At 59.7% G+C, this 18,992-nt stretch carries 22 protein-coding genes; 18 read left to right on the top strand and 4 right to left on the bottom strand.

Annotated features, from left to right (window positions below; all coding sequences use genetic code 11):
• Nucleotides 1-53: 53 nt before the first annotated feature.
• Nucleotides 54-1,223, bottom strand: coding sequence for a hypothetical protein (locus tag C443_RS17650; RefSeq protein WP_152423065.1), 1,170 nt, complete (start codon nt 1,221-1,223; stop codon nt 54-56).
• Between the two features lie 195 nt (nt 1,224-1,418).
• On the opposite strand from C443_RS17650, the gene C443_RS17645 reads away from it, so the two are divergent.
• The 15 genes from C443_RS17645 (at nt 1,419) to C443_RS17575 (ending at nt 13,344) form a co-directional block, all read left to right on the top strand.
• Nucleotides 1,419-1,985 (top strand): hypothetical protein, encoded by a 567-nt coding sequence (locus C443_RS17645; protein WP_005538080.1) that lies wholly within the window; start codon nt 1,419-1,421, stop codon nt 1,983-1,985.
• A 197-nt stretch (nt 1,986-2,182) separates the two neighbouring features.
• Entirely contained in the window at nt 2,183-2,497 is a 315-nt protein-coding gene (locus tag C443_RS17640; RefSeq protein ID WP_005538079.1) for a hypothetical protein, read from the top strand.
• Nucleotides 2,497-2,742, top strand: coding sequence for a hypothetical protein (locus tag C443_RS17635; RefSeq protein WP_005538078.1), 246 nt, complete (start codon nt 2,497-2,499; stop codon nt 2,740-2,742). Before C443_RS17640 ends, C443_RS17635 begins: the two co-directional genes overlap by 1 nt.
• A gap of 10 nt (nt 2,743-2,752) precedes the next feature.
• Complete coding sequence (locus C443_RS17630; RefSeq protein ID WP_005538077.1) at nt 2,753-3,247, top strand: hypothetical protein; 495 nt, start codon at nt 2,753-2,755, stop codon at nt 3,245-3,247.
• Nucleotides 3,231-4,607 (top strand): phage terminase large subunit, encoded by a 1,377-nt coding sequence (locus tag C443_RS17625; RefSeq protein WP_005538076.1) that lies wholly within the window; start codon nt 3,231-3,233, stop codon nt 4,605-4,607. Before C443_RS17630 ends, C443_RS17625 begins: the two co-directional genes overlap by 17 nt.
• A 2-nt stretch (nt 4,608-4,609) precedes the next feature.
• Entirely contained in the window at nt 4,610-6,457 is a 1,848-nt protein-coding gene (locus C443_RS17620) for a phage portal protein (protein WP_005538075.1), read from the top strand.
• Nucleotides 6,458-6,852: 395 nt separating this feature from the next.
• Entirely contained in the window at nt 6,853-8,091 is a 1,239-nt protein-coding gene (locus C443_RS17615) for an XkdF-like putative serine protease domain-containing protein (RefSeq protein ID WP_005538074.1), read from the top strand.
• Complete coding sequence (locus C443_RS17610; RefSeq protein WP_005538073.1) at nt 8,088-9,062, top strand: phage major capsid protein; 975 nt, start codon at nt 8,088-8,090, stop codon at nt 9,060-9,062. Before C443_RS17615 ends, C443_RS17610 begins: the two co-directional genes overlap by 4 nt.
• 11 nt (nt 9,063-9,073) lie before the next feature.
• Nucleotides 9,074-9,436 (top strand): hypothetical protein, encoded by a 363-nt coding sequence (locus C443_RS17605; RefSeq protein ID WP_005538072.1) that lies wholly within the window; start codon nt 9,074-9,076, stop codon nt 9,434-9,436.
• Nucleotides 9,437-9,439: 3 nt separating this feature from the next.
• Nucleotides 9,440-10,189: a hypothetical protein gene (locus C443_RS17600; RefSeq protein WP_005538071.1), complete on the top strand. Its 750-nt coding sequence runs from the start codon at nt 9,440-9,442 to the stop codon at nt 10,187-10,189.
• Between the two features lies 1 nt (nt 10,190).
• A complete protein-coding gene (locus tag C443_RS17595; protein WP_005538070.1) occupies nt 10,191-10,703 on the top strand; it encodes a hypothetical protein in 513 nt (170 codons plus the stop codon).
• On the top strand, nt 10,700-11,224 hold the full coding sequence (locus C443_RS17590; RefSeq protein WP_005538069.1) for a hypothetical protein: 525 nt from the start codon (nt 10,700-10,702) through the stop codon (nt 11,222-11,224). Before C443_RS17595 ends, C443_RS17590 begins: the two co-directional genes overlap by 4 nt.
• 13 nt (nt 11,225-11,237) lie before the next feature.
• Nucleotides 11,238-11,492 (top strand): hypothetical protein, encoded by a 255-nt coding sequence (locus C443_RS17585; RefSeq protein WP_005538068.1) that lies wholly within the window; start codon nt 11,238-11,240, stop codon nt 11,490-11,492.
• Between the two features lie 8 nt (nt 11,493-11,500).
• Nucleotides 11,501-11,827, top strand: a complete 327-nt coding sequence (locus tag C443_RS17580) for a hypothetical protein (protein WP_005538067.1) — start codon at nt 11,501-11,503, stop codon at nt 11,825-11,827.
• Between the two features lie 2 nt (nt 11,828-11,829).
• Nucleotides 11,830-13,344 (top strand): right-handed parallel beta-helix repeat-containing protein, encoded by a 1,515-nt coding sequence (locus C443_RS17575; RefSeq protein ID WP_005538066.1) that lies wholly within the window; start codon nt 11,830-11,832, stop codon nt 13,342-13,344.
• A 254-nt stretch (nt 13,345-13,598) separates the two neighbouring features.
• Here the strand turns inward: C443_RS17575 and C443_RS17570 are convergent, their stop codons facing one another.
• The gene (locus C443_RS17570) at nt 13,599-15,404 is read right to left on the bottom strand and encodes a hypothetical protein (RefSeq protein WP_049944123.1); all 1,806 of its coding nucleotides are present in this window, start codon (nt 15,402-15,404) and stop codon (nt 13,599-13,601) included.
• A gap of 744 nt (nt 15,405-16,148) precedes the next feature.
• Between C443_RS17570 and C443_RS17560 the strand changes: the two genes are divergently transcribed.
• Nucleotides 16,149-17,078 carry a phage tail tube protein gene (locus tag C443_RS17560; protein WP_005538063.1) on the top strand — a complete coding sequence of 310 codons (930 nt, stop codon included), beginning with the start codon at nt 16,149-16,151 and terminating at the stop codon, nt 17,076-17,078.
• Nucleotides 17,075-17,575, top strand: coding sequence for a hypothetical protein (locus tag C443_RS17555; RefSeq protein ID WP_005538062.1), 501 nt, complete (start codon nt 17,075-17,077; stop codon nt 17,573-17,575). The genes C443_RS17560 and C443_RS17555 overlap by 4 nt, the downstream gene beginning before the upstream one ends.
• On the opposite strand, the gene C443_RS21540 is transcribed toward C443_RS17555, so the two are convergent.
• Nucleotides 17,545-17,703 (bottom strand): hypothetical protein, encoded by a 159-nt coding sequence (locus tag C443_RS21540; protein WP_160163366.1) that lies wholly within the window; start codon nt 17,701-17,703, stop codon nt 17,545-17,547. The two genes, C443_RS17555 and C443_RS21540, sit on opposite strands and share 31 nt — an antisense overlap.
• Before the next feature lie 51 nt (nt 17,704-17,754).
• Here C443_RS21540 and C443_RS17550 point away from each other — a divergent pair, with 51 nt between their 5' ends.
• Nucleotides 17,755-18,810 carry a hypothetical protein gene (locus tag C443_RS17550; protein ID WP_005538060.1) on the top strand — a complete coding sequence of 352 codons (1,056 nt, stop codon included), beginning with the start codon at nt 17,755-17,757 and terminating at the stop codon, nt 18,808-18,810.
• Here C443_RS17550 and C443_RS21535 read toward each other — a convergent pair.
• Nucleotides 18,807-18,980 carry a hypothetical protein gene (locus C443_RS21535; protein WP_160163365.1) on the bottom strand — a complete coding sequence of 58 codons (174 nt, stop codon included), beginning with the start codon at nt 18,978-18,980 and terminating at the stop codon, nt 18,807-18,809. The genes C443_RS17550 and C443_RS21535 overlap by 4 nt on opposite strands.
• Between the last annotated feature and the right edge of the window lie 12 nt (nt 18,981-18,992).

The raw sequence follows: 18,992 nt of genomic DNA, 5'->3' as shown, positions 1-18,992 counted from the left end.
AAGCCCCCGTTACAAATCTAGCGACTGACTCGCAGACCATTTTATAACTTCTCTTAATCGTGTAACAGTTCTATGATTGAGTTTATCTGGCTGATTGTTTCCGAAATGTCTGCCTCTAAATCTTCAACTTGGTTCAACTGTCTTTCTCGTTTTTCTTCTGTACTATTTTTCAAATCCTCTAACCTATTAATTTCTGCTGAGGCATCCTCGGCCTCCGCATCTATACCCATACGGGTGGATTGTAACTCGGAGACTAAGCTCTGGTACCGTTTATCGAATGCTTGGGCATCCTCAAGGGCAGATATTAACGCTCCAGTGAGGTCCTGGAGAAGTGATAATTGATTAGATAAATCCTGTACCCTTCGCAAGCGATCTTCGTCAACCCCCTCAGGCACGTCCTCTATCAACTCCCCCAATATTTCTGAGGTGTTATTTAATTTCTTCAGCATATATTTGTAATGTCTCACACCGGCATCGTCTTCTAGTGAGTAAGATTCTAATAGCGATTCAATCTCCTCCAGATTCTTAATTAATGTTTCATTCCAGGCCTGCTGTGCTTGGTCACGCGCCTTGAATTTAGTATATATTTCTACTAATTGTAGGAATAATAATATACTAGTTGCAATAACTGCACCGACTACCACGTTGTTTATGAAGGGTACTGAATTTTCTATAGAGGCTGTTGTGAACGTACCTAAAATAGTTGGAAGAAATCTTGCTATTAATCCGATAACTGCTGCGCCAATCATAAATGGTACGTATAATTTCAGTTTTGATTTGGCCTCTTTCTCAGGAGTCTCAAATTTATTTGTTCCATACCTACCCCTACGTAGACCAAACCAAGTTGCAGGTATCAAGAGTAGTAGGGCACCGCCTGCGATCAGAATCCCTATTTGGACATATATGGAGCTATTTTCAATAAATATAGGATAAATGAAGACTAAGCCAGACATAACTAACGCATAAAAACTGTATTGAATGAGTTTAATTTCCGTCCAAGATTGCGAAGAGTAGTCATCCATCTGATCATGTTGCTGGATTACTGCTTGGAGAAGAATTGCCACAGCAGGAAGCGCTAACGCAACAAACTGTAGCAGAGTTAATTCGGCTGCAGCTGGATTATTGGGAGTTGCTTGCATGAGATTAGTAGTAACAGCCGTTGTTTTCAGGTCACAAACTCTTTTTCTTTTGCGTGTTTTGGATACCCTATTCCAGTTGTTCATCCAAGTGCAAATCGTGAGAGGGACATCATGTGCGCACTCAACATGGGCGTCTGGAAAGCGGGCATCAGAGTTGTGAATATCCCGTGGGACCCGCAGTGGTAAAGGCCGCTTGCGGATCCGGTTTAACAAACGCCCCTGTAGTAGTTCACGTCCACTTCCCCAGCCGCTCTACACCGGCGGTGACCTCCCCCAGCTATGAGTATCCAGTTTTCACCCACCGCGAGCATCGCGACCGACGACGTCGACGTCCCCGATCAACCTGAGGTCGTCTTCGAGACGCTGGTCGCAGACCCCAGCCTATGCTGCCAGCAATGCTACCGACGGATCCGTGCCCAGCACAACTTCGGCCACAACTGGGGCCGCAGCGTCGGTGACATTCTGTGTTTCGTCGAGTACGATCTCCCGGAAGGTGAGCCCAGATGGAACACCGCCGACCGCGAGTACCACGAACAAGAGCAACTCGCCGGCCGCACCGAATACGCGAACCCGCCGGGCGACAATCTCGACTCGTCGACGGCATGTGCGTTCTGCGGCGCTGTCGACACCCACCGATCACCGTCGACACGGTCTCGCAGCGAGGCCCTGGAAGCTGCAGTGGGCATCATCGCGACGCTAACTGAGTTCGGTGCCGCTCACGATCCGCTTGCATTGCTCGTCGAGGTCGGTGAGCTCAAGCGGGACCCAGACTACGCCGGCGACGACTTCGGGACGTTCTCGACGGCCGTCGCGAGAGCCGTCAAAGCGGGTCGCCGGCCCCGATGATCCGCCACGTAGTCCGGCGGTAGGGTCCGCATCGCCAGTCAACCGGTCGGCCCAGCTCGTCACTCCGACGTCGACCGCCCAGTCCGGATTCAGTACGCTCACACAGAGCGCGGGGTGCAACTCCCCAGCCGGACAGTTATGATTCAGTCAAGCACCGCCAGCCGACTAACCGACCGGGCCGGGGCCCACGATGCATCATGAGTCAGACACAACGGCCCTGGTACGTCCACGACGTCCTCGCCGACGACTACTGCGAGATCGCTCGGTCGGGTGGTGACCTCCGGATGCTGAAAACGCTGAAAATCCTGCGCACCATCCTCGTCAACGCTGGCATCATCGGCATTGCCCTGACGGCGCTGTTTCTCACTAACGCCGATGCGACCATCATCACCGTACTCAGTATCGCCACGCTCGGCCTCTACAACGGCATCGACGCCGCCGACTACGCGGCCCTCGCGACGGCGTTCGCCGAGGTCCGGTCGCAACAGACCACCAATCGGGACGACAACTGATGCAACGACCCCAACGACCGTACCGAGCCCTTCGCGCCGCCGTTGGGACCGCAGTTATCGCGACGGTCACCGCGCTGTGGGCCCACGGCCAGCTCACCGGCAACCCACTCGGCACGCTCTGGGAGGTCGTCATCCTCGCCATCGTCATCGCCGCTGGGTTCGCCGTGTTCGGTCGGGCGACGTTCGGTGCGGCGCTCGACGAGGCAGCCGATGTCCAGGGCGACGACACTGACAGCGACGAGTAACTGTTTACCCATGACTGATGACGAAGAGACTTGCGGCGAAATCAAGAACGACGGCGAGCTGTGCGACTACACTGCGAAGTACGACGACGGTCGGTGCGGCATCCACACTGAGGAAACCGACACCGACGACGGTGGCCGGCCGTCGAAGTTCGAGAAGGCCCGCGAGGATCTCCTCGACGCCGCCGACGGGCCGCTGAATCTCAAGCAGGTCGCCAACAAGGGCGGTATCTCCCGACCGACGCTGTACGAGTACCTCGACAAGTATGAGGAGTTTTCTAACAGCTTCAAGCGTGCGCGTGCGAGAGCGGCCGAACGACTCGCTCGGCGGGCACTTGACCCCGACGACGAGATAGACGTCTCGTTCGCCCGGTTCCTTCTAGAGCGGTCGTTCAAGTTCATCAAGACCGAGCGTCAAGAAGTAGAACTCGACGCTGAGGTCAACGCCACCCACGACGTCACCGCTGACTTTGTGACCTACGGAGGTGACGATGGCGACGACAACTGACGACATCCCGGCCGACCCACTCCAGCCGGCGCCGGAGTACTCGGTTCACGAGAAACAGCGCCAAGTCCTCCAGTCGGACGCTCGGTTTCGCGTCTGCCGCTGGGGCCGGCGAGCGGGCAAGAACATCACCGGGGCGATCGACACCATCGAATACGCACGCCGGCCGTGGGGCTCGCAGTGGGGACCGGATGACCCGATGGGCGTCCTCGTCTGGTGGGTCGGGCCGACCTACGACCAGGCCAATAAACACGGCTATGACACGGTCAAAAGCGCCATCCCGAACGACTGGATTGCGGACTACGGCGAGTCCAAACCCCGCTATATCGAACTCGAAAACGGCGCTCGTATCGAGTTCCGCACGTTCGACCGGCCCCAGAGCCTCCAGGGCGAGGGCGTCGACCGGATCATCCTCGACGAGGCCGACCAGATGCGCGAGGGGATCTGGTATGGCGACCTCGAACCGATGCTACTGGACACGCGGGGTTGCGCGCTGTTCATCTCCAAACCCTACCGGCCGCGGTCGTGGTTCCATCGGTTCTACGACTACGGCCAGTCCGCTGACCATCCTGAGTACGCGTCGTGGCACGCGACGAGTTCCGATAACCCGTTTCTGGCCGAGAACCCCGAGGACAAGCGTGGGACGGTTCCACCGCACCTGTTCGAGCGCGAGTATCTGGCGCAGCTCCCCGATGACGGCGGGCAGGTGTTTCGCGAGCTTGACGACAAGCTGTTCACCGGTGACTACGACGTCACTGTCGATCAAGAGCACGATCCGAGTGGCGAGTTTGTCGGCGAGGTCCGGCGGTCGCCCGACGCCGTCACTCGCCCGGTCGCCATCGGCGTCGACTTCGCTCGTTCGCGAGACTATCGCGTGACCCTCGCCGTCGACGCCGCCGGCGAGCTGGCGTACTATCACCGCGGCCAGAATGAGTCCTGGGACGGCATCGAAGCCCACGCCAAGCGCGTCTACAGCACGTACGGCGGCGTAGTCATCCCCGATGCCTCCCGTGACAACAAGATCGTCGCCGACCTCGCTGGCGCTGGTGTCAACATCGAACCGGTGTCGTTCTCGCCGAAAACCAAGAAACAGCTCATCGAGACGCTGGCGACGCTCGTCGAGGCTGGCGACCTGACCGTCCCAGACATCCCCGCGTTGGACCAACTCCATCTCGAACTCCGGCAACTCCAAGAGGACGTCTCGGAGACGGGGTATACGAAATACCACGCGCCGGACAACGGCTACGACGATAGCGTTGATGGGTTCGCGCTGGCGGTCTCGAAGTTCGACCAACTCGCCGCAGCGGCCAGCCGGGCCGAGAAGCGCGACGGCGACAACTCCAGCGGAGTGAGTTATCTCTAATCATGACAGACGACACATCTGACGAGGCGCGCGTCTCCCTGTCCATCTCGACGCCCGGCAACAGCGGGGCGATGCAGAAGGCCAAGGAGACGACACAGCTAGACGAACGGCGCATCGCAACGGACGTCGGTCGGGGCATCGTCCCGCCGTACAATCCCGAAACGCTGGCCTCGTTCCAAGAACTCAACGAGACGCATCAAGCGTGCCTTCGCAAGAAGGCCCGGTATGAGTGTGGGTACGGCTTCGACATCGTCCCGCACCCAAGCGCCGACAGCCCCGACCCAGACGGGGATGCGTACCAGGCAGTCAACAACTTCTGGCACGGCTCGGACTCGAAGTGGTCGATCGGCCCCGAGAACACGACCGCTGCGACGCCCGAGGAGGTACTGGAACTGTCCCGGCTCGACTACCACGGCATCGGGTGGGCGTCGCTGGAGATCCTCGTCGAGGGCGACGGCACGCCGGTCGGGTTGGCCCACGTCCCGTCGGCGACGACACGCGTTCGCAAGACGACGACGGAGATCGAGACCGCAAACGGCGAGACACGCGAAGAGATCGAGAGTGGTCACGGCTACGTCCAGATCCGACAGGGGCGCCGGCGCTACTTCGGCGAGGCTGGCGACCGCTACGGCGACGACCCGACGTTCGTCGACAAGGAGACCGGAGAGGTCGCATCGAGCGCCGAGGATCTCCCGAACGGGCCGGCCAACGAGCTGCTCTTCATTCCCAACCCGTCGCCACTGTCACTGTACTACGGCATCCCGGACTGGGTCGCCTCGATGCGGACGATGGCCGCCGACGAAGCCGCCCAAGAGATGAACCACGATATGTTCGACAACCTAGGCATCCCTCACTACGCCATCAAGGTCTACGGCGGCACGCTCACCGAGGAGAGCAAGCAGGAGTTGCGAGAACTCCAGCAGAACCTCAAGGGCCAGCGGTACCGGACCGCGATCCTCGAGGTCGACGGCTTCGAGTTCCAGAGCGACGACCCACTGGCCGAGGGCGACCCAAGCGACGTCGAGATCGAGTTCGAACCGCTGGGGGCGACGGACCAGGGCGACATGGAGTTCCAAGAGTTCCGCCGGCGCAACGAACACGAGATCGCGAAGGTGCACGAGGTGCCGCCGATCCTCATCAACGTCACCGACACGTCAAACCGGTCGAACTCCCAGGCGCAGGTTCAGGAGTTCGCCGAAGACGTCATCGCACCGGAGCAGGCGAAGTTTGAGGCACGGCTCTACCGCATCCTGCACCAGACCGCGCTCGGCGTCGACGACTGGACGATCGACTTCGTGTTGCGCGGCGCCGACCAGCCGGCCGAAGAGGCGCGAACCGCACGGTCGAAGATTCAGGCTGTCCGTGGTGCAATCCCGGTTGACCGAGCGCTGGATATGATCGGCCAGGACCCACTGCCGGATGACCACCCCGTCGACGGACAGACGCTGGTCGCCAACGTCGGCAGCGAGTTTGACGAGGACGCGTCGGGAACCCAGGCCAGCCGGCCCGAGGACGCCCCACCGAAAGAGAACAAGGTCGGCACCCGCTCTGGCGTCACGGTCGAGGCGGACGACCCACTCTCGCCCGACGAGACCCGGGTTGATATGATGCAGTTTGACAGCAGCAACCTCGTCGCCGGCCTCTACGACCGCCAGACGCGGGACCTCTACATCCGCTTCCACGGCGACCCAGTCGACCGGATCTACGTCTACCTCGACGTCCCTGAGGAGACGTGGCAAGGTCTCAAAGAGGCCAGCAGTCACGGTTCCTTCCACCACGAGAACGTCAAGTGGGACTACGTCTACGAGGAGTTGACTGACACCAGCGGCTGGCCCCAGATTGGAGCGTGAGCTTAGTTATTGTTCGTAGAAACTTTCAACCTCAGATGGTGAGAAATATTCTGATTCTGGCGTATGTCCGTCTGGGTGCGTGACCTCCAGCCATCCGTTATCTAACATGAAGGCACGAGGATATGAATTGCCACCAGGTGAGTCGTCACTTCGGAGATGGATTACAACGTCATTAAAGCTTCTTGGCATGTTAAATTAGACACTGGGGCACTTGTTAAGTATTGGTTTCCGATGACCGCGGGAGTCCCCGGCTCCCCGCGCGAGGCATGACCGGGCACGATTCTCACATGAGTAAGAACAGCGACAAGGAGCGCGGCGAAAAGCGCGCCGTCCTCGACACCGGTCGTGCCGACGACGAGGATGGCGATGACGCCGCCAACGACGAGGGCTGATACATGACGAACCAGCGCGACGAACAGCACTACGAGAAACGCGTCGACTACGTCCAGAAGGACGAGGACGCCCAGACCGCAACGGGCGTCGTCATGGTCCCGTGGACGGTCGACCATCACGGCGACTGGGAGCGGCCCGAGACCCTCCAGGCGTTCGCCGCCCAGTTCGAAGCGTTCGTCGACGTCGGCGAGGCGGATGGCGGCGTGATGCACGCCGTCTGGCCGTCCGACTGGATGACGCTCGAACGCAACGAGGTCCTCGACGAGGCCGAAGAGATCGGCGGGCAGACCGTCGACGCCGGCGCATGGATCCAGACCTGGGCCTACCACGACGATGAGCTCTGGAGTCTCGTCGAGGACGATATCCTCGGCGGACACTCCATCGGCGCAGTCAACGTCGACTGGTCGTACAACGGTGACGATCCGGACGACCTCCCCGACGAGGTCTCCGTCCCCGACTCCGTCGACGTCGAGGAGTACTGGGAGTTGACCGACGGCATCATGCAGGAGGTCAGCGCGGTCGACATCCCGGCGGTGCCCGATGCCCAGATCCTCTCGGCGTCGAAGGCACAGGTTGCGACTGCAGAGAAGCGCTTGGCGGACCACCTCGGGAACCGCGACGGGTTCATCGAGGAGGCGCTGGAGCGCGGCCACTCTGAAGAGGAGGCCGAGCGACTGTGGGATGTTCTTGACCGTGGCGTCAACGTCGACGGGGCAAGCGAGCCCGGCGCGAAGAGCAAGCTGACCAGCGCCGCGACGGCGTTTCTCAACACACTGACTGGCTCCGATGACGGCAGCGGGCCCGAGGCCCTAGATGGCTCGACATCGGCGAAGGAAGCCGACAACCACGCCCCCGGCGGCGACACGCCGGACGACGACGGTGGCAAAGACGCCACCGGAGACGACATGTCTAACAAGGACGACTCGCCCCCCGAATGGGCACAGGAGCTGATGGAACAGACCGAAGAAAACGCCGAGCGGCTGGACGAACTCCAGAACGCCGACGGCGACGACGACCCGCTGGAGGATGCCCCCGAATGGGCAAAGGCAGTCGTCGAGCAGACGCAGAAGAACGCCGAGCGCATCGACGCCATCTCCAAGCAGACCGGGACAACCGAGTCCCAGCAGCTGACCGGCGCCGAGAAGGGAAGCGACGACGGCGGCATCGACGAACGCGCCGCGTTCTTCACCCCCAAGTCGAAGCTGAATGACCTGGCCGCGCAGTCCGGAGGTGGCCGATGAGCGCCGATGCGTACGCCGGGATGACTGGCGTCCGGAAGGCCAACGAGGACGCACTCAAGGACGTCTCCCCGGCCGATCTCTCCGGCGGCGTGATGCCGCGGGACCTCTTCAATGAGTGGTACAGTCGGGTGCAGGATACGGCCATGCTGATGGACATGGTCCGAACGGAGATCCTGCCACGGCCGAAGATGGAGCTCCCTCGTATCGGGGTTGGCGAGCGTCAGCGACGTGGTGCCGGCACCGAAGAGGGAACCTCCAACGGCTCCGCGTCGGTCGATACGGACGGCATCAAGATGGATGCCGAAAAAGGCGTCCTTGACTGGGACCTGCCCCGCGAGAGTGTTGAAGATACCATCGGACAGGTCGACGAGATCGTGCTGGACAAGATGGCCCGCCAGTGGGCCGTCGACACGCAGGACCTCGGGATCAACGGCGACACGACGGACACGTCCGGCGGGGACAGCCAGGCGTTCCTCACCCAGAACGACGGGTGGCTCAAGATCCTCAACGACCGAAGCGGCACCAACATCTACGACCACGCTGGCGGGGCCATCGACACGAGCCTGTTCCACGAGGCTCGGGCGGCGCTCCCGAACAAGTTCAAGCGGTCGGCGACGGTCAACGAGCCCGTCTACATGATGAACCTCTCCCAGATCGAGGACTGGGAGTACGACCTCACGCAGCGGGAGGACCCACTCGGCGCCGCGGTCATCTTCAGCGACGAGGACCTCACGCCGTTCAACTACGACGTCTACGGGTTCGCCGGCTGGCCCGAGGGGACGGCGCTGTTCACCTACCCCGAGAACCTCATCTACGGTGTCTGGCGAGATACCGAGGTCGAGGTGCTCGACACGACCGACAAGACCGCCGAGAACGACCTCTTCGCCCGCTACTTCATGCGGACCCGGGACGACTTCCAAGTCGAAGACGAAGAGGGCGCAGTCCTCATCAACAACGTCGCGACTGCCTGAGGTGGCTAGTCATGCCAACAGTCCGGTACACTGCTGACGGCGGCATCTACCGTGTCGGCGGGCGCCAGTTCGAGCCCGGCGATGCAAAGACCGTTGACGACGAGCTCGATGCGTATCTCGCAGATCACGAGGACTTCGAGGCGGTCGACGACGCCGGCGATGAGGCTGTCGGCCAAGAGGACGGGCCACCCGATGCTGGGGCCCCGATCCCCGACCCGAGCGAACACTCGGTCAAAGAGCTTCGCGACAAACTCAACGACATCGACGACATCGACGTGCTGGCAGCCGTCTACGAGGCGGAAGAGGCCGGCGACACTCGCGACACCGCTATCGAGGCTATCCAGAGCCGCATCAACGCTGTCAAGGAGGACTAACGTATGCCATCCGTCGGGTACTGCACGCTTGAGGACCTGCGTCGGGCGATGCAAGAGGCGTCGCTACCGGGCGACATCTCCCAAGACAAGCAGATCGCCGTCGACTCGATCACGGCACAGACCGAGTGGCTGGAAAAGACGCTAAAGCGCCACTGGTACGCGCCGGCGGGGGCAGACATCCTCGACGAAGCCACCGACATCGACATTCCGACCGGGCCCAAGTCCCGGGATGACGAGCAAGATATCCCGACGCCGTCGGCGATCGTCGTTGATGACGACGGACCAGCGCCGAAGACGTGGCAGGGGTCGTACACCAAACTCGACCTCGCCCGTCGCGACGCCGGCGCCGTCACGAAGCTACTCGTTCGCGATGGCGACGGGAGCTACACGGACTGGGTGGCGAGCGATGACTACAGTGTCGGGCAGTCCCCCGACGGCTTGGGCGATGATGCCTACGTGCGTGTCAACAACGGCGGCTGGTCCGCGCTCTATCTCGACGTGTCGAACCTGTACGACGACACGGCAGACGAGTGGAAGCTGGACACGTTCAGTAACGCTGTGTATGCCTTTTTCGAGTATGGCTACGAGGGGCTGCCGCAGACGATTCGCCGCGCTGTCGCGTTCCGAGCCGCGTCTGACTTCGTCGACGAAGCCGCCGTACAGATTCCCGAGAACGCCCGCGTCCGCAGCGTCGAATCGCTAGCCGACCAGTTCGAGCGCAAGTCCGAGGAGTTGTTGGAGGTGTACCGGTGACGTGGCAGACGTCTCGGTCACTATCGAGTTTGACCTCGAGCTCACCACCGACCCGCTCGGCGCGACGCTCGACATCAGCGTCCCGCGGGCACCGTCCGACGCGGCTAGACAGAGCCTGCTGGACGGCGTCGAGGAAACGATGGTCGGCGCCCAGGGCAACCTCGTGTACCAGAGCGTGCAGCAGGCCCACAACGCCATCGACAGCTATGCCGGTCAGCAGGGGTACGACCTCGAGTTCTTCCCGGCGACGTTCGGCGGCGTCGACTTCACGCGCGACCGGACGTCCATCCACGTCGAATGGTCGTGGGAGGGCGACCTGCCGATGTTCTACGAGTTCGGCGTCAGCCCGCACACCATCGAGGGCGACCCGCTTCTGCACTTTTTCTGGGAAGAGGCCGACCAGTGGATCCAGACGGAATCGGTTGAATGGGGCAGCGAGACGGGAGGGATCCCGGAGTCCCGCGCGATCCGTGACAGCCTCAACTGGCTTCGACGGGAGGTCGGGCAAGGATGACTGAGGAGGTCGACTTTCTGATCGAGCGGATACGCGAAGAGTACGGCGCTGGCAGCCTTCCGGCCGGGATGCGACCCGCCGGCGAGGACCCGCCCCCGCTGGCGTTGATCGACCGGCAAGACGTCGAGGACGAGGACGACATCGAACAGCGCAAGAGCGAACTGAGGCGTGGCAACATCGTCTCGATCGCCAGTGTCGACGAGTCGTCGACGCCGATCGGGACCGAGTACGACCACGATATCGAGCGAGTTGCTGGCATCCGTATCGAGGGTCTGACCGCAGACAAGTACGGCTACGTCGACGAGTCCGGGGACAGCGGAGCGCCCTGGTCCTCGCTGGTTCGGGTGATCCGACGGGCGATCCTCCGTGTCCGGAGCTTCCCCGACACCGGGACGCCGAGCATCGACTACACGCATCTGGAGCTGACGAACGCGGCGCCACAGAGCCAGACGTGGTCGGACTACTACCGCTACGACGTCGACGTCTTGTTCGACGGGTTCGAGCGGCTGCCAGATATCTGAGGAGCCTTTTCGTATGGCAAACGACACGACAGAGACGACAGACACCTACGGCATCGAGTACCCTGCGGTTGGGTACGACGGAACGCCGAACTGGGTGACGCTGTACGGGCAAGCCTTTGACCGGATCGACCAGCTGCTATCTGACGGCAACGTCGGCGTGACGACGGTCGCGTCGGAAGCTGACCTGTCCGACGGCGAGCCCGGCTTGTACTACCTCGAAGATGAGGACAGCGTCGTCTGGTTCGACGGCGACACGTCCACGAATTAGGACAACAGATGGTTCAGAAACAATCCAAAACCCGAGCGAGCGGTGCTGACATCAGCACGACCGGCGTGGTTCTGCGAGCAGAAACGCCCGGCGACGCGCTCGTCTCGCTCAACATCGACGCGACAGCCGACGCATCGTACGCCCTTGACGTCAGTCCAACCGGCGACCCGCAGGACTGGTTCGAGGCCGAAGAGACCTACGCCGCAGCCGACGTCGACGATCTCCAGGATATCCGGGACACGTTCGTCGCCGGCGACGCGTACATCCGGGTCCGAGTGACCTCCGCAGCGGCGGCCGGAGAGACCGCTGACATCACCATCCAGCAGGCACACTAACAATGGGACTATTCAGATTTCTCAACCAGTGGCGAGAAAAGCAGGACGGAACGCTCGAAGGGCCAGCGCTCAATACAGACAAACTCGCTGGCGTCGCTGACCACATCATCAAAACCAAATCAGATCTGGAAGCATTGCCACAGGAGCTTAGCGATGGTGAGACAGTCTGGGTTGGGCGCGTCAAACACGACACGACCATTGAGATCGACGGCGTCGACGATGTGACTCTCTGTGGGGCAGGGCCAGAGTCATCGTTTATCAAGACCGCTGACGGGGCTGACACGGGGATGATCGCAGTCGGGACCAACTCTGCTGTCGGCTCCCTCACAATCAAGGACATCAGGCTTGATGGCAACGCGCCAAACAACCCTGGGGATGCAACCACGGCACATCTCGTCGAAGCGGGGGACGTGGGCCATCTCAAAACCGAGAATGTGAAATTTTTGGACGCGATCCCAACGCGGGCGACGGGCGACCAGCCAGACGACACGTCGAGCCTCCACGCTGTCTATCCTGCCGACACTGTTGAGGCTGTCAACTGCGAGTTTGATGGCAACCCGACGCGGCACGTCGAATCATCGTGTCGGAAACTTATCGTCCGAAAATCGGAGTTTACGAACGCCTACGAGCGAAACATCTCACTCGATTCGCTGGGCTACAACAACCGACTAACTCAAACCGCAATCATCGAGCACAACACACTGACAGTTGGTCCTGATGGGTCGACGCAGGGCAGCCACATCGCAGGGGACTGCCTCGGCAAGGACAATATCGCAGGGTATGACGTGACACCGACTGGGGCAGGGGTGGAGAAGTATATCATCAAAAACAACGACGGCGAGGGTCTCAAGCGGTGTGCGGTTGCGATTCGGGAGCCGACAACGACAGGACGGGTGCGAATCAAACAAAACGAGTTTAAAGACTCAAACGAGCAGGTCATCATCGTCACCAAGACTCAGACTGGCAGCTCAACAGTCGTTGAACTGGATGTGACTATCTCCGACAACGATTGTACAACGACCAGCGGGACGGGCATCTGGGCGGGCAACGTCGAAGATGTTGATGTGTCGGATAATCGCATCGTCGGCGGCGATCTGCGGATGCAAGACATCGGGGATTTCGTCCTCGACGGCAACACCATCATCGACGGTCCCAACAACTCGGTCAACGTGACGGGGTTCGCTGGCACGGGATCGATAGTTGACAACTACGTAGAGACCGAGAACGGCAACGGCTACCGCATCGCTGCGGGCGGTGAGCACACTGTCGAGGGGAACACTGCCAAGTACATTACTGGTGCGTCATATCACGGTCTCCGAATCGAAGTAGACAACGTGTTTGCCAACGACAACGTTATCCACGGCAACCCGTCCGACCCAGGGACGGCTGGCCTACTGTTCTCGGGGGTTGCGGGGGCGGTCGCAAACGACAACGTCGCTGTCGACATGGGCGGCCCCACTGTCAGCTTCAACAGTTCGACAGGCGATAGGAGCGGCAACGTCTCTCGCACGTCGTAATCTTCGCACCGACGACTGTATCTCCATCAACAAGTATCGTGATGGAACGTGGTCGCAGAAGTGCTTCGAGATCGGAGACGGGGCCGATCAGTATAACTTCGTTCGCTATCGCGCGATCAATCCCAACGGTGGGTGGGTAGATGCGTGGACGGCCTAACCGGTCAGCAGTGAGCCGTATACTATGGTTAGTCCTCGGTAAAAAGCGCTATAATTTTTCTCTCTGTCGACAAGCTGTGTGAATTGGTGACACACGGTTACGCCGTCTGGTTTCGCTGTATCTGGTAGACTTCAGCGCCGCCGTTTGTGTAGACGCGATGGATTTGGCGGTTGGATTCAAGATACGCGTAATCACCCTCGTTAAATCGCAGTCCATCATAGAGTTCGACATTACGCTGCCGTGCATAATCTGTCGAGACTAAGTGCCACGTCGACGCCCGACCCAGAGTCGTAAGTGACCTATTTGCGAAGTGTGCCGGCACGAACCCTACCCCGCGGGACGTCTCGATGTCTGGGTTATACTCACCGACCCACCACCGTCTATTCCCCTCGCGAAATCCTTCCAGGGCAAGCAATTGCCGCTTTACATCAGTATTGACCGACATGACTGGCGTTGCGGTCTGACTGTTATCGAAGGTCCACGCATACGTGTCAAGTTGCGTTTCGGTAACGTGTGGAGTTGGTGAATACAGATACGGCGACCGAAACATAGCAGGGACTGCAAGGGATGCCCCGAGTACCAACACAACCATCAGGGTGACTCGCCGATACTGACTATTGCTGATTGAAACGAGTTGTGCGGCAGTGACAGGGGCCCCCAGTGCGACAAGGATCCCAACGTAGCGAACTGCCTGGGGGATGTCTCCAGTTGGAAGATAAAGAATAACGAGCCCCAAAACTGGGAGGAACCCAAGAATATACCGCACTAGTTGTCCTGACACAACTGGTGGCTCACCTTCCCGGTCTCTGTAGTAGGCCCAGACACGGTAAAGAGCGAGACAGCTAGAAACGACCGTGACGATGGCGATAGCAAGATGGATTGAAAGTGACTTGACAAAGAGTGTCAACACGGAGCCGCCGATCTGCTCAAACGCCGATCCAGGGGTTGCTGCCGAGGCCCCGGTGTCCGATGCTTGCAGTTTGGTAATGAGTGCGGTAACTGCGCTACCGAGCAACTCTCGCGTTGAAAGCCACCAAGCCAAGAAAATCGAGGCCACCAACCCTGAACTAAGGACCCTCCCGCTGGCCAAGTTATTGTCTTGCCATGGAATAAGCAGGCCGGAGAGGGCAAATACACATAGCAGCACAATCGCAACTAGTCCCTGTTGTGGGTGATACAACGTTAGTGACATCAGGATACAGAGCAACGCAAGATAGATTGACTGTTGGCGATGCGACGACGATGCTACTCGGATACCTAAATATACCGCAAGTGGTAGAATGAACAGTCCGGCGTCGGTAGCTATTGGCTGAAAATTCGGAAGTCTTGGTGCGATTATCGGTGGTGTGAGGATCGACACCAGTAACCCGACGGCAATTGCTTGGTACCCCGCTCTCCCCTGCTGGCCAAGCAGTAGACGAGCGAGTAACGACGCACCCAATGCGTAGAGAGCAAAGTATAGTGGGACGATCAACAATAATGTCCGTCGCGCAGGTATCCCCATCACGCGAGCAAGCAACTCCGACATGATGTGGATACCAGGGTATGGGTTTTCCTCAATAACTGCACTTGTAATTCTAATATCCTTTGTCCATCCGAGATGTTGGAGAGAGTCCGCGAGGCCGTAGAAGTAGTAGCCACGGAGTGCCGGTAGGAGGGCAATGAGGACAGTCGCTGCGACACCCAAGCCAGCCGCGAGAATCTTGGCATGTGGCCGATCAAGATAAAAGACACCAATAATGGCGATCGCGATAGTTAGCCCAACTCCAACCCAAAACAGCGGGGGCGTGGCGCGCAGAATTGACAATTCATACGAGGTCGCAGGTGTTGAAGCCCCAGAGACAGTGGCACCTGCCAGTCCAAGAAGGCCAATTGTGTAAGTAAGCCGTTCTTTTCGGTTCATTGGTGTCCAGGGATGGGAACCGAGATATCTGTGAACAGGTCAATGTAGCCACAAATGAATATGATCGCTATACAGAGCCCAAACCCGACTTCAACGCCATACTCTCTATTCAAAATGCCGAATATAAACATAATACAGGCGGATGTGAAGAATATGACAAAAAGGGCGAAGAGTTGCTTTTTACGAGAGCTCATCAGGTATGCCTGCTAAAGTATAGACAAAATAAAAACTTTCGTTGAGTAAGTTCGTTTATAAATACTGACTGCGCTGAAATAGTAATACCTGCCAATCGATACAGGAAGAATCTCAATATTGTATTAGATGATGTTGAGCAACTTGCCAGTGACCTGTCGGGCAAGACCGTTATTTCGGCAGACCACGGCGAGTTCTTAGGCGAACGACCAAACAAGACTCACCCCTTCGTTGAGTTTGGTCATCCAGTTGGATTTCGAGACGAGCCAATCATCGAAGTTCCGTGGGTAGAACTGCCACATGAAGAACGTCGGGCTATTCAGTCAGATGCACCGTCAGAAAACGAGGCTGTATCTGAGGAAAAAATAAACGAGCAGCTCCGAGCGTAAAGTTATAAGCAGTAATGATCGCTCAATAGTTCCTGTTTCATAGCTTGGGTACCGTAACAGAGGTCTGATGACGCCCCAAAGCCCCGGGGCAGAGGATTGGGCACGCGGCAGTTTTTCAGGAGTTCATTATGATCATGAGACAGACGATTAGCGGTGGTACAGCATGACCAGCAGCGGCTCTGGCAGCCTCGTGTTTGGGAAAGAACAGTCGTTCAAGGGCTCGCTGGTGACCGACACCAACAGCGACCCGCAGTACTGGCAGTTCGGACGAGATCCGACGCTGAGTGACCTATCGCTGGACAACCAACTCCAACGCCTTGACGAGGCCGGCGCGGTCGAGAGCGTGGAGAGCGTGAAAACTAGTTTCGAGGGCGCTGTCGAGGTTGAGGCGATCATCTCGTCGGATACGTTCAACGACGTCGAGGACCTCGTGTTCAACGACGGCGGCACACAGTTCACGAACGGCCGGCCGAACTCGGGACGGATCTACGCCGGCGTCGACTACCTGGACGGCGTCGCCGAACGGGAGCTCGTCGGCTGCATCCCGGTCGACTGCACGCCGGTCAGCTACGAGCAGGGCGGGATGGCGACGTTCGCCATCTCGTTCCTGTACGCGAGCGAAAACCTCTCGACCAGCATCACGCCATCGAACGTGACGGCCGTCTCGACCGGGACGTCGGCACCGTCGCATGCGATCACTGTGGATATCGACGGTGCCACGATCACGAAACTCCAGTCGGCCGAGATATCGATCAGCAACATCGCTCGGTTCCAGTACGGTTCGGTGTCGCCGGAACCCGTCGATGCTGTCATCGAGAAACCGGAGACAGAGGTCACGACTGAAGCCATCTTCAGCGGCCCGTCCCGGCTGGAGTACGCGCTTGGAGCCGCCGACGCGACCGAGCCACAGGACCGACTCGTCTCCGTGCCTGGCAGCATCGACGTCACCATCGACGGGACCCAGGTTTCGACGTACGACTTCTCGGCGCTCAAGGTGGCGACCGAGGCCTGGAACAACGTCATCTCCGAAGATGAGACAACCGAGTCGATCAGCTGGAATGCAGACGGCAAGCCGGCGGTGATCATCGCATGACCTTCAACGACACCTACATCACCTTCGAAGAGAGTATCGCCGAACTCGAGGAGCAGATCGAAGACATCGCCGACGAGCTCGAGGACATGGACGAGGACAACCCGCTGTATCCACAGCGCGCTCAGCAGCGGGCGGACCTGGCGACCCAGCGCAAGGGCGCGGTCTGGGCCCGTGACCGTGCCTTCGAATCCGACGACTTCGGGATGTGGGACGAAGACGTCGACGGCGTCACGCTAGGGGCCGTCCGCGCCGGCGCGATGGACAGCATCAAGTCCGAGGTCGCGGACAACGGCGGCGAGGGGTCGGAAATTCTGCTCGTCGCCGACGGCACGGTCGAAGCGCCCTACGTCGGCGAAGATATGACCGACGATCAAGAAGCCGCCGCCGTCGGACAGCTCCATCCGTACTATCGCGAGTGGTGTGCGGCCCGCATCAACGAGTTGCTCGACCCCGAGGGAAACGGGACTCACTCCAGCGACTCGCCAAAGGAGACCTGACCGAAGATGAGCTTGACCAGCGCACCGTTTACCGCTATGCTCGGGCGGCGTATCTTGACCGCGGCGGCACCATCGAGGACTTCGACGCGATGCCGTGGCCGGCCGTGCTGGACTGGCTTGCGATCCACGATATCCTCGATGTCCGCGGGACGCTGGGCGGCCTCGGAGGTGACTGACCGGTGAGCGATTTTACCGCCGAGGGCAACCTCGTCATCGAATCCATCGAAAACAACGCCACCGCTGACCTGCAGGACAAGTTCGCCGTCAACGCATCGAACGTCGCGAGCGGTGGGACCCGGGGTGGTCGTGGCCAGGGTATCCGCCAGGCCGTTGACCACCTCGACCGGACCGTCGACCTCGCCGAGACGCGCAACGATCTCCTTCGAGAGTTGCTGGACACGAACGAATCGGGCGACTTCTCGATGCTGCGGAGCCTCAAACGCCTTGGGAAGCTCACTGCCGGCGGAGCCGCACTGACTGCCGGCGCACTCAGCACGCTCGCTGTGTCGAAGTCCCCAAACGATGGCCCACAGCCCGGCCCACGGCCTGATCCCGGCGGGACTGGCGACACGTCCGAAAGCGACGTGGTTGATCCGACGGCTGTCGCTGCGGCGAACGTGATTGCTCAAGGAGCGACAGTGACGCCGGCGGACCTTTTGGCTGGCCAAGCAGCCGTCACCGCCGCTGACATCGTTCAGGACAAAGCTCGCGTCACGTCTGAGAGTGTCATCAGCGACCCGGCCGTCGTCAATGCCGTCGACCTCATTGCACAGGGGGCTACCATCGGGGCGTCGGCGACGATCGGCAGCACGGCCGCCGTCGCAGCGAGTGACGTCATCGACGGGCCAGTCGCGCCGAACGTCGGGGACATCATCGACCCCGTGACCGACATCAGTGCGAAGGACGTAGTCAAAGCAATCGGGATCGGCGGTGTTGCTGGTAGCATGAAGAAGCTCGGAAGTAGTGTGAGTCTCTCTGGGTCGAGTGCCGGTGGTGTTGGTGCACCGCCAGTAATTCTCCCACAGTTGCTGGACACACTCAACGACTTTACCAGCCAAAGCCTCCCAGGGTTTGGCGCTGGTCGCGGAAGACGGCGGCCGACGCGACAGACGACAGTCAACAACGAAACCACGGTCACCGTGCAGCAGGATGCAAGTCTGGACCGGCGCGAAAAACAGGACATCATCGACTCGGCTGTAGAGGACGTCAAATCATCGCTTGAGAGGCGGCTTTAGCTTTCGACTTCTCTGACGTGCGAGCGTAGCCCAACAATCTCGTAAGCAAGACGGATGACCAGAACAGCTAACGCTCCCAGAAAGATGTCTCCGTCGAGAACAGCGTAAAGAATACCTGCGACACCAGCAACCGCGGCGGATAGCATACCCCAGTCTTCGGAGAGTTCCATAGTGACACAGAT

The sequence above is a fragment of the Haloarcula argentinensis DSM 12282 genome (assembly GCA_000336895.1).
GTDB classification, from domain to species: domain Archaea; phylum Halobacteriota; class Halobacteria; order Halobacteriales; family Haloarculaceae; genus Haloarcula; species Haloarcula argentinensis.
Note: the sequence above shows the minus strand (reverse complement) of the source record. Positions and strands in the feature narration are given on the sequence as shown.

Excerpts from the sequence above, each read along its gene's own strand:
- C443_RS17635 (WP_005538078.1), top strand. The coding sequence starts at position 2,497 with ATGCAACGACCCCAACGACCGTACCGAGCCCTTCGCGCCGCCGTTGGG.
- C443_RS17570 (WP_049944123.1), bottom strand. The coding sequence starts at position 15,404 with ATGAACCGAAAAGAACGGCTTACTTACACAATTGGCCTTCTTGGACTG.
- C443_RS17560 (WP_005538063.1), top strand. The coding sequence starts at position 16,149 with ATGACCAGCAGCGGCTCTGGCAGCCTCGTGTTTGGGAAAGAACAGTCG.
- C443_RS17575 (WP_005538066.1), top strand. The coding sequence starts at position 11,830 with ATGGGACTATTCAGATTTCTCAACCAGTGGCGAGAAAAGCAGGACGGA.
- C443_RS17630 (WP_005538077.1), top strand. The coding sequence starts at position 2,753 with ATGACTGATGACGAAGAGACTTGCGGCGAAATCAAGAACGACGGCGAG.
- C443_RS17650 (WP_152423065.1), bottom strand. The coding sequence starts at position 1,223 with ATGAACAACTGGAATAGGGTATCCAAAACACGCAAAAGAAAAAGAGTT.
- C443_RS17600 (WP_005538071.1), top strand. The coding sequence starts at position 9,440 with ATGCCATCCGTCGGGTACTGCACGCTTGAGGACCTGCGTCGGGCGATG.
- C443_RS17555 (WP_005538062.1), top strand. The coding sequence starts at position 17,075 with ATGACCTTCAACGACACCTACATCACCTTCGAAGAGAGTATCGCCGAA.
- C443_RS17625 (WP_005538076.1), top strand. The coding sequence starts at position 3,231 with ATGGCGACGACAACTGACGACATCCCGGCCGACCCACTCCAGCCGGCG.
- C443_RS17640 (WP_005538079.1), top strand. The coding sequence starts at position 2,183 with ATGAGTCAGACACAACGGCCCTGGTACGTCCACGACGTCCTCGCCGAC.
- C443_RS17645 (WP_005538080.1), top strand. The coding sequence starts at position 1,419 with ATGAGTATCCAGTTTTCACCCACCGCGAGCATCGCGACCGACGACGTC.
- C443_RS21535 (WP_160163365.1), bottom strand. The coding sequence starts at position 18,980 with ATGGAACTCTCCGAAGACTGGGGTATGCTATCCGCCGCGGTTGCTGGT.
- C443_RS17620 (WP_005538075.1), top strand. The coding sequence starts at position 4,610 with ATGACAGACGACACATCTGACGAGGCGCGCGTCTCCCTGTCCATCTCG.
- C443_RS17580 (WP_005538067.1), top strand. The coding sequence starts at position 11,501 with ATGGTTCAGAAACAATCCAAAACCCGAGCGAGCGGTGCTGACATCAGC.
- C443_RS17615 (WP_005538074.1), top strand. The coding sequence starts at position 6,853 with ATGACGAACCAGCGCGACGAACAGCACTACGAGAAACGCGTCGACTAC.
- C443_RS17610 (WP_005538073.1), top strand. The coding sequence starts at position 8,088 with ATGAGCGCCGATGCGTACGCCGGGATGACTGGCGTCCGGAAGGCCAAC.
- C443_RS17585 (WP_005538068.1), top strand. The coding sequence starts at position 11,238 with ATGGCAAACGACACGACAGAGACGACAGACACCTACGGCATCGAGTAC.
- C443_RS17605 (WP_005538072.1), top strand. The coding sequence starts at position 9,074 with ATGCCAACAGTCCGGTACACTGCTGACGGCGGCATCTACCGTGTCGGC.
- C443_RS17590 (WP_005538069.1), top strand. The coding sequence starts at position 10,700 with ATGACTGAGGAGGTCGACTTTCTGATCGAGCGGATACGCGAAGAGTAC.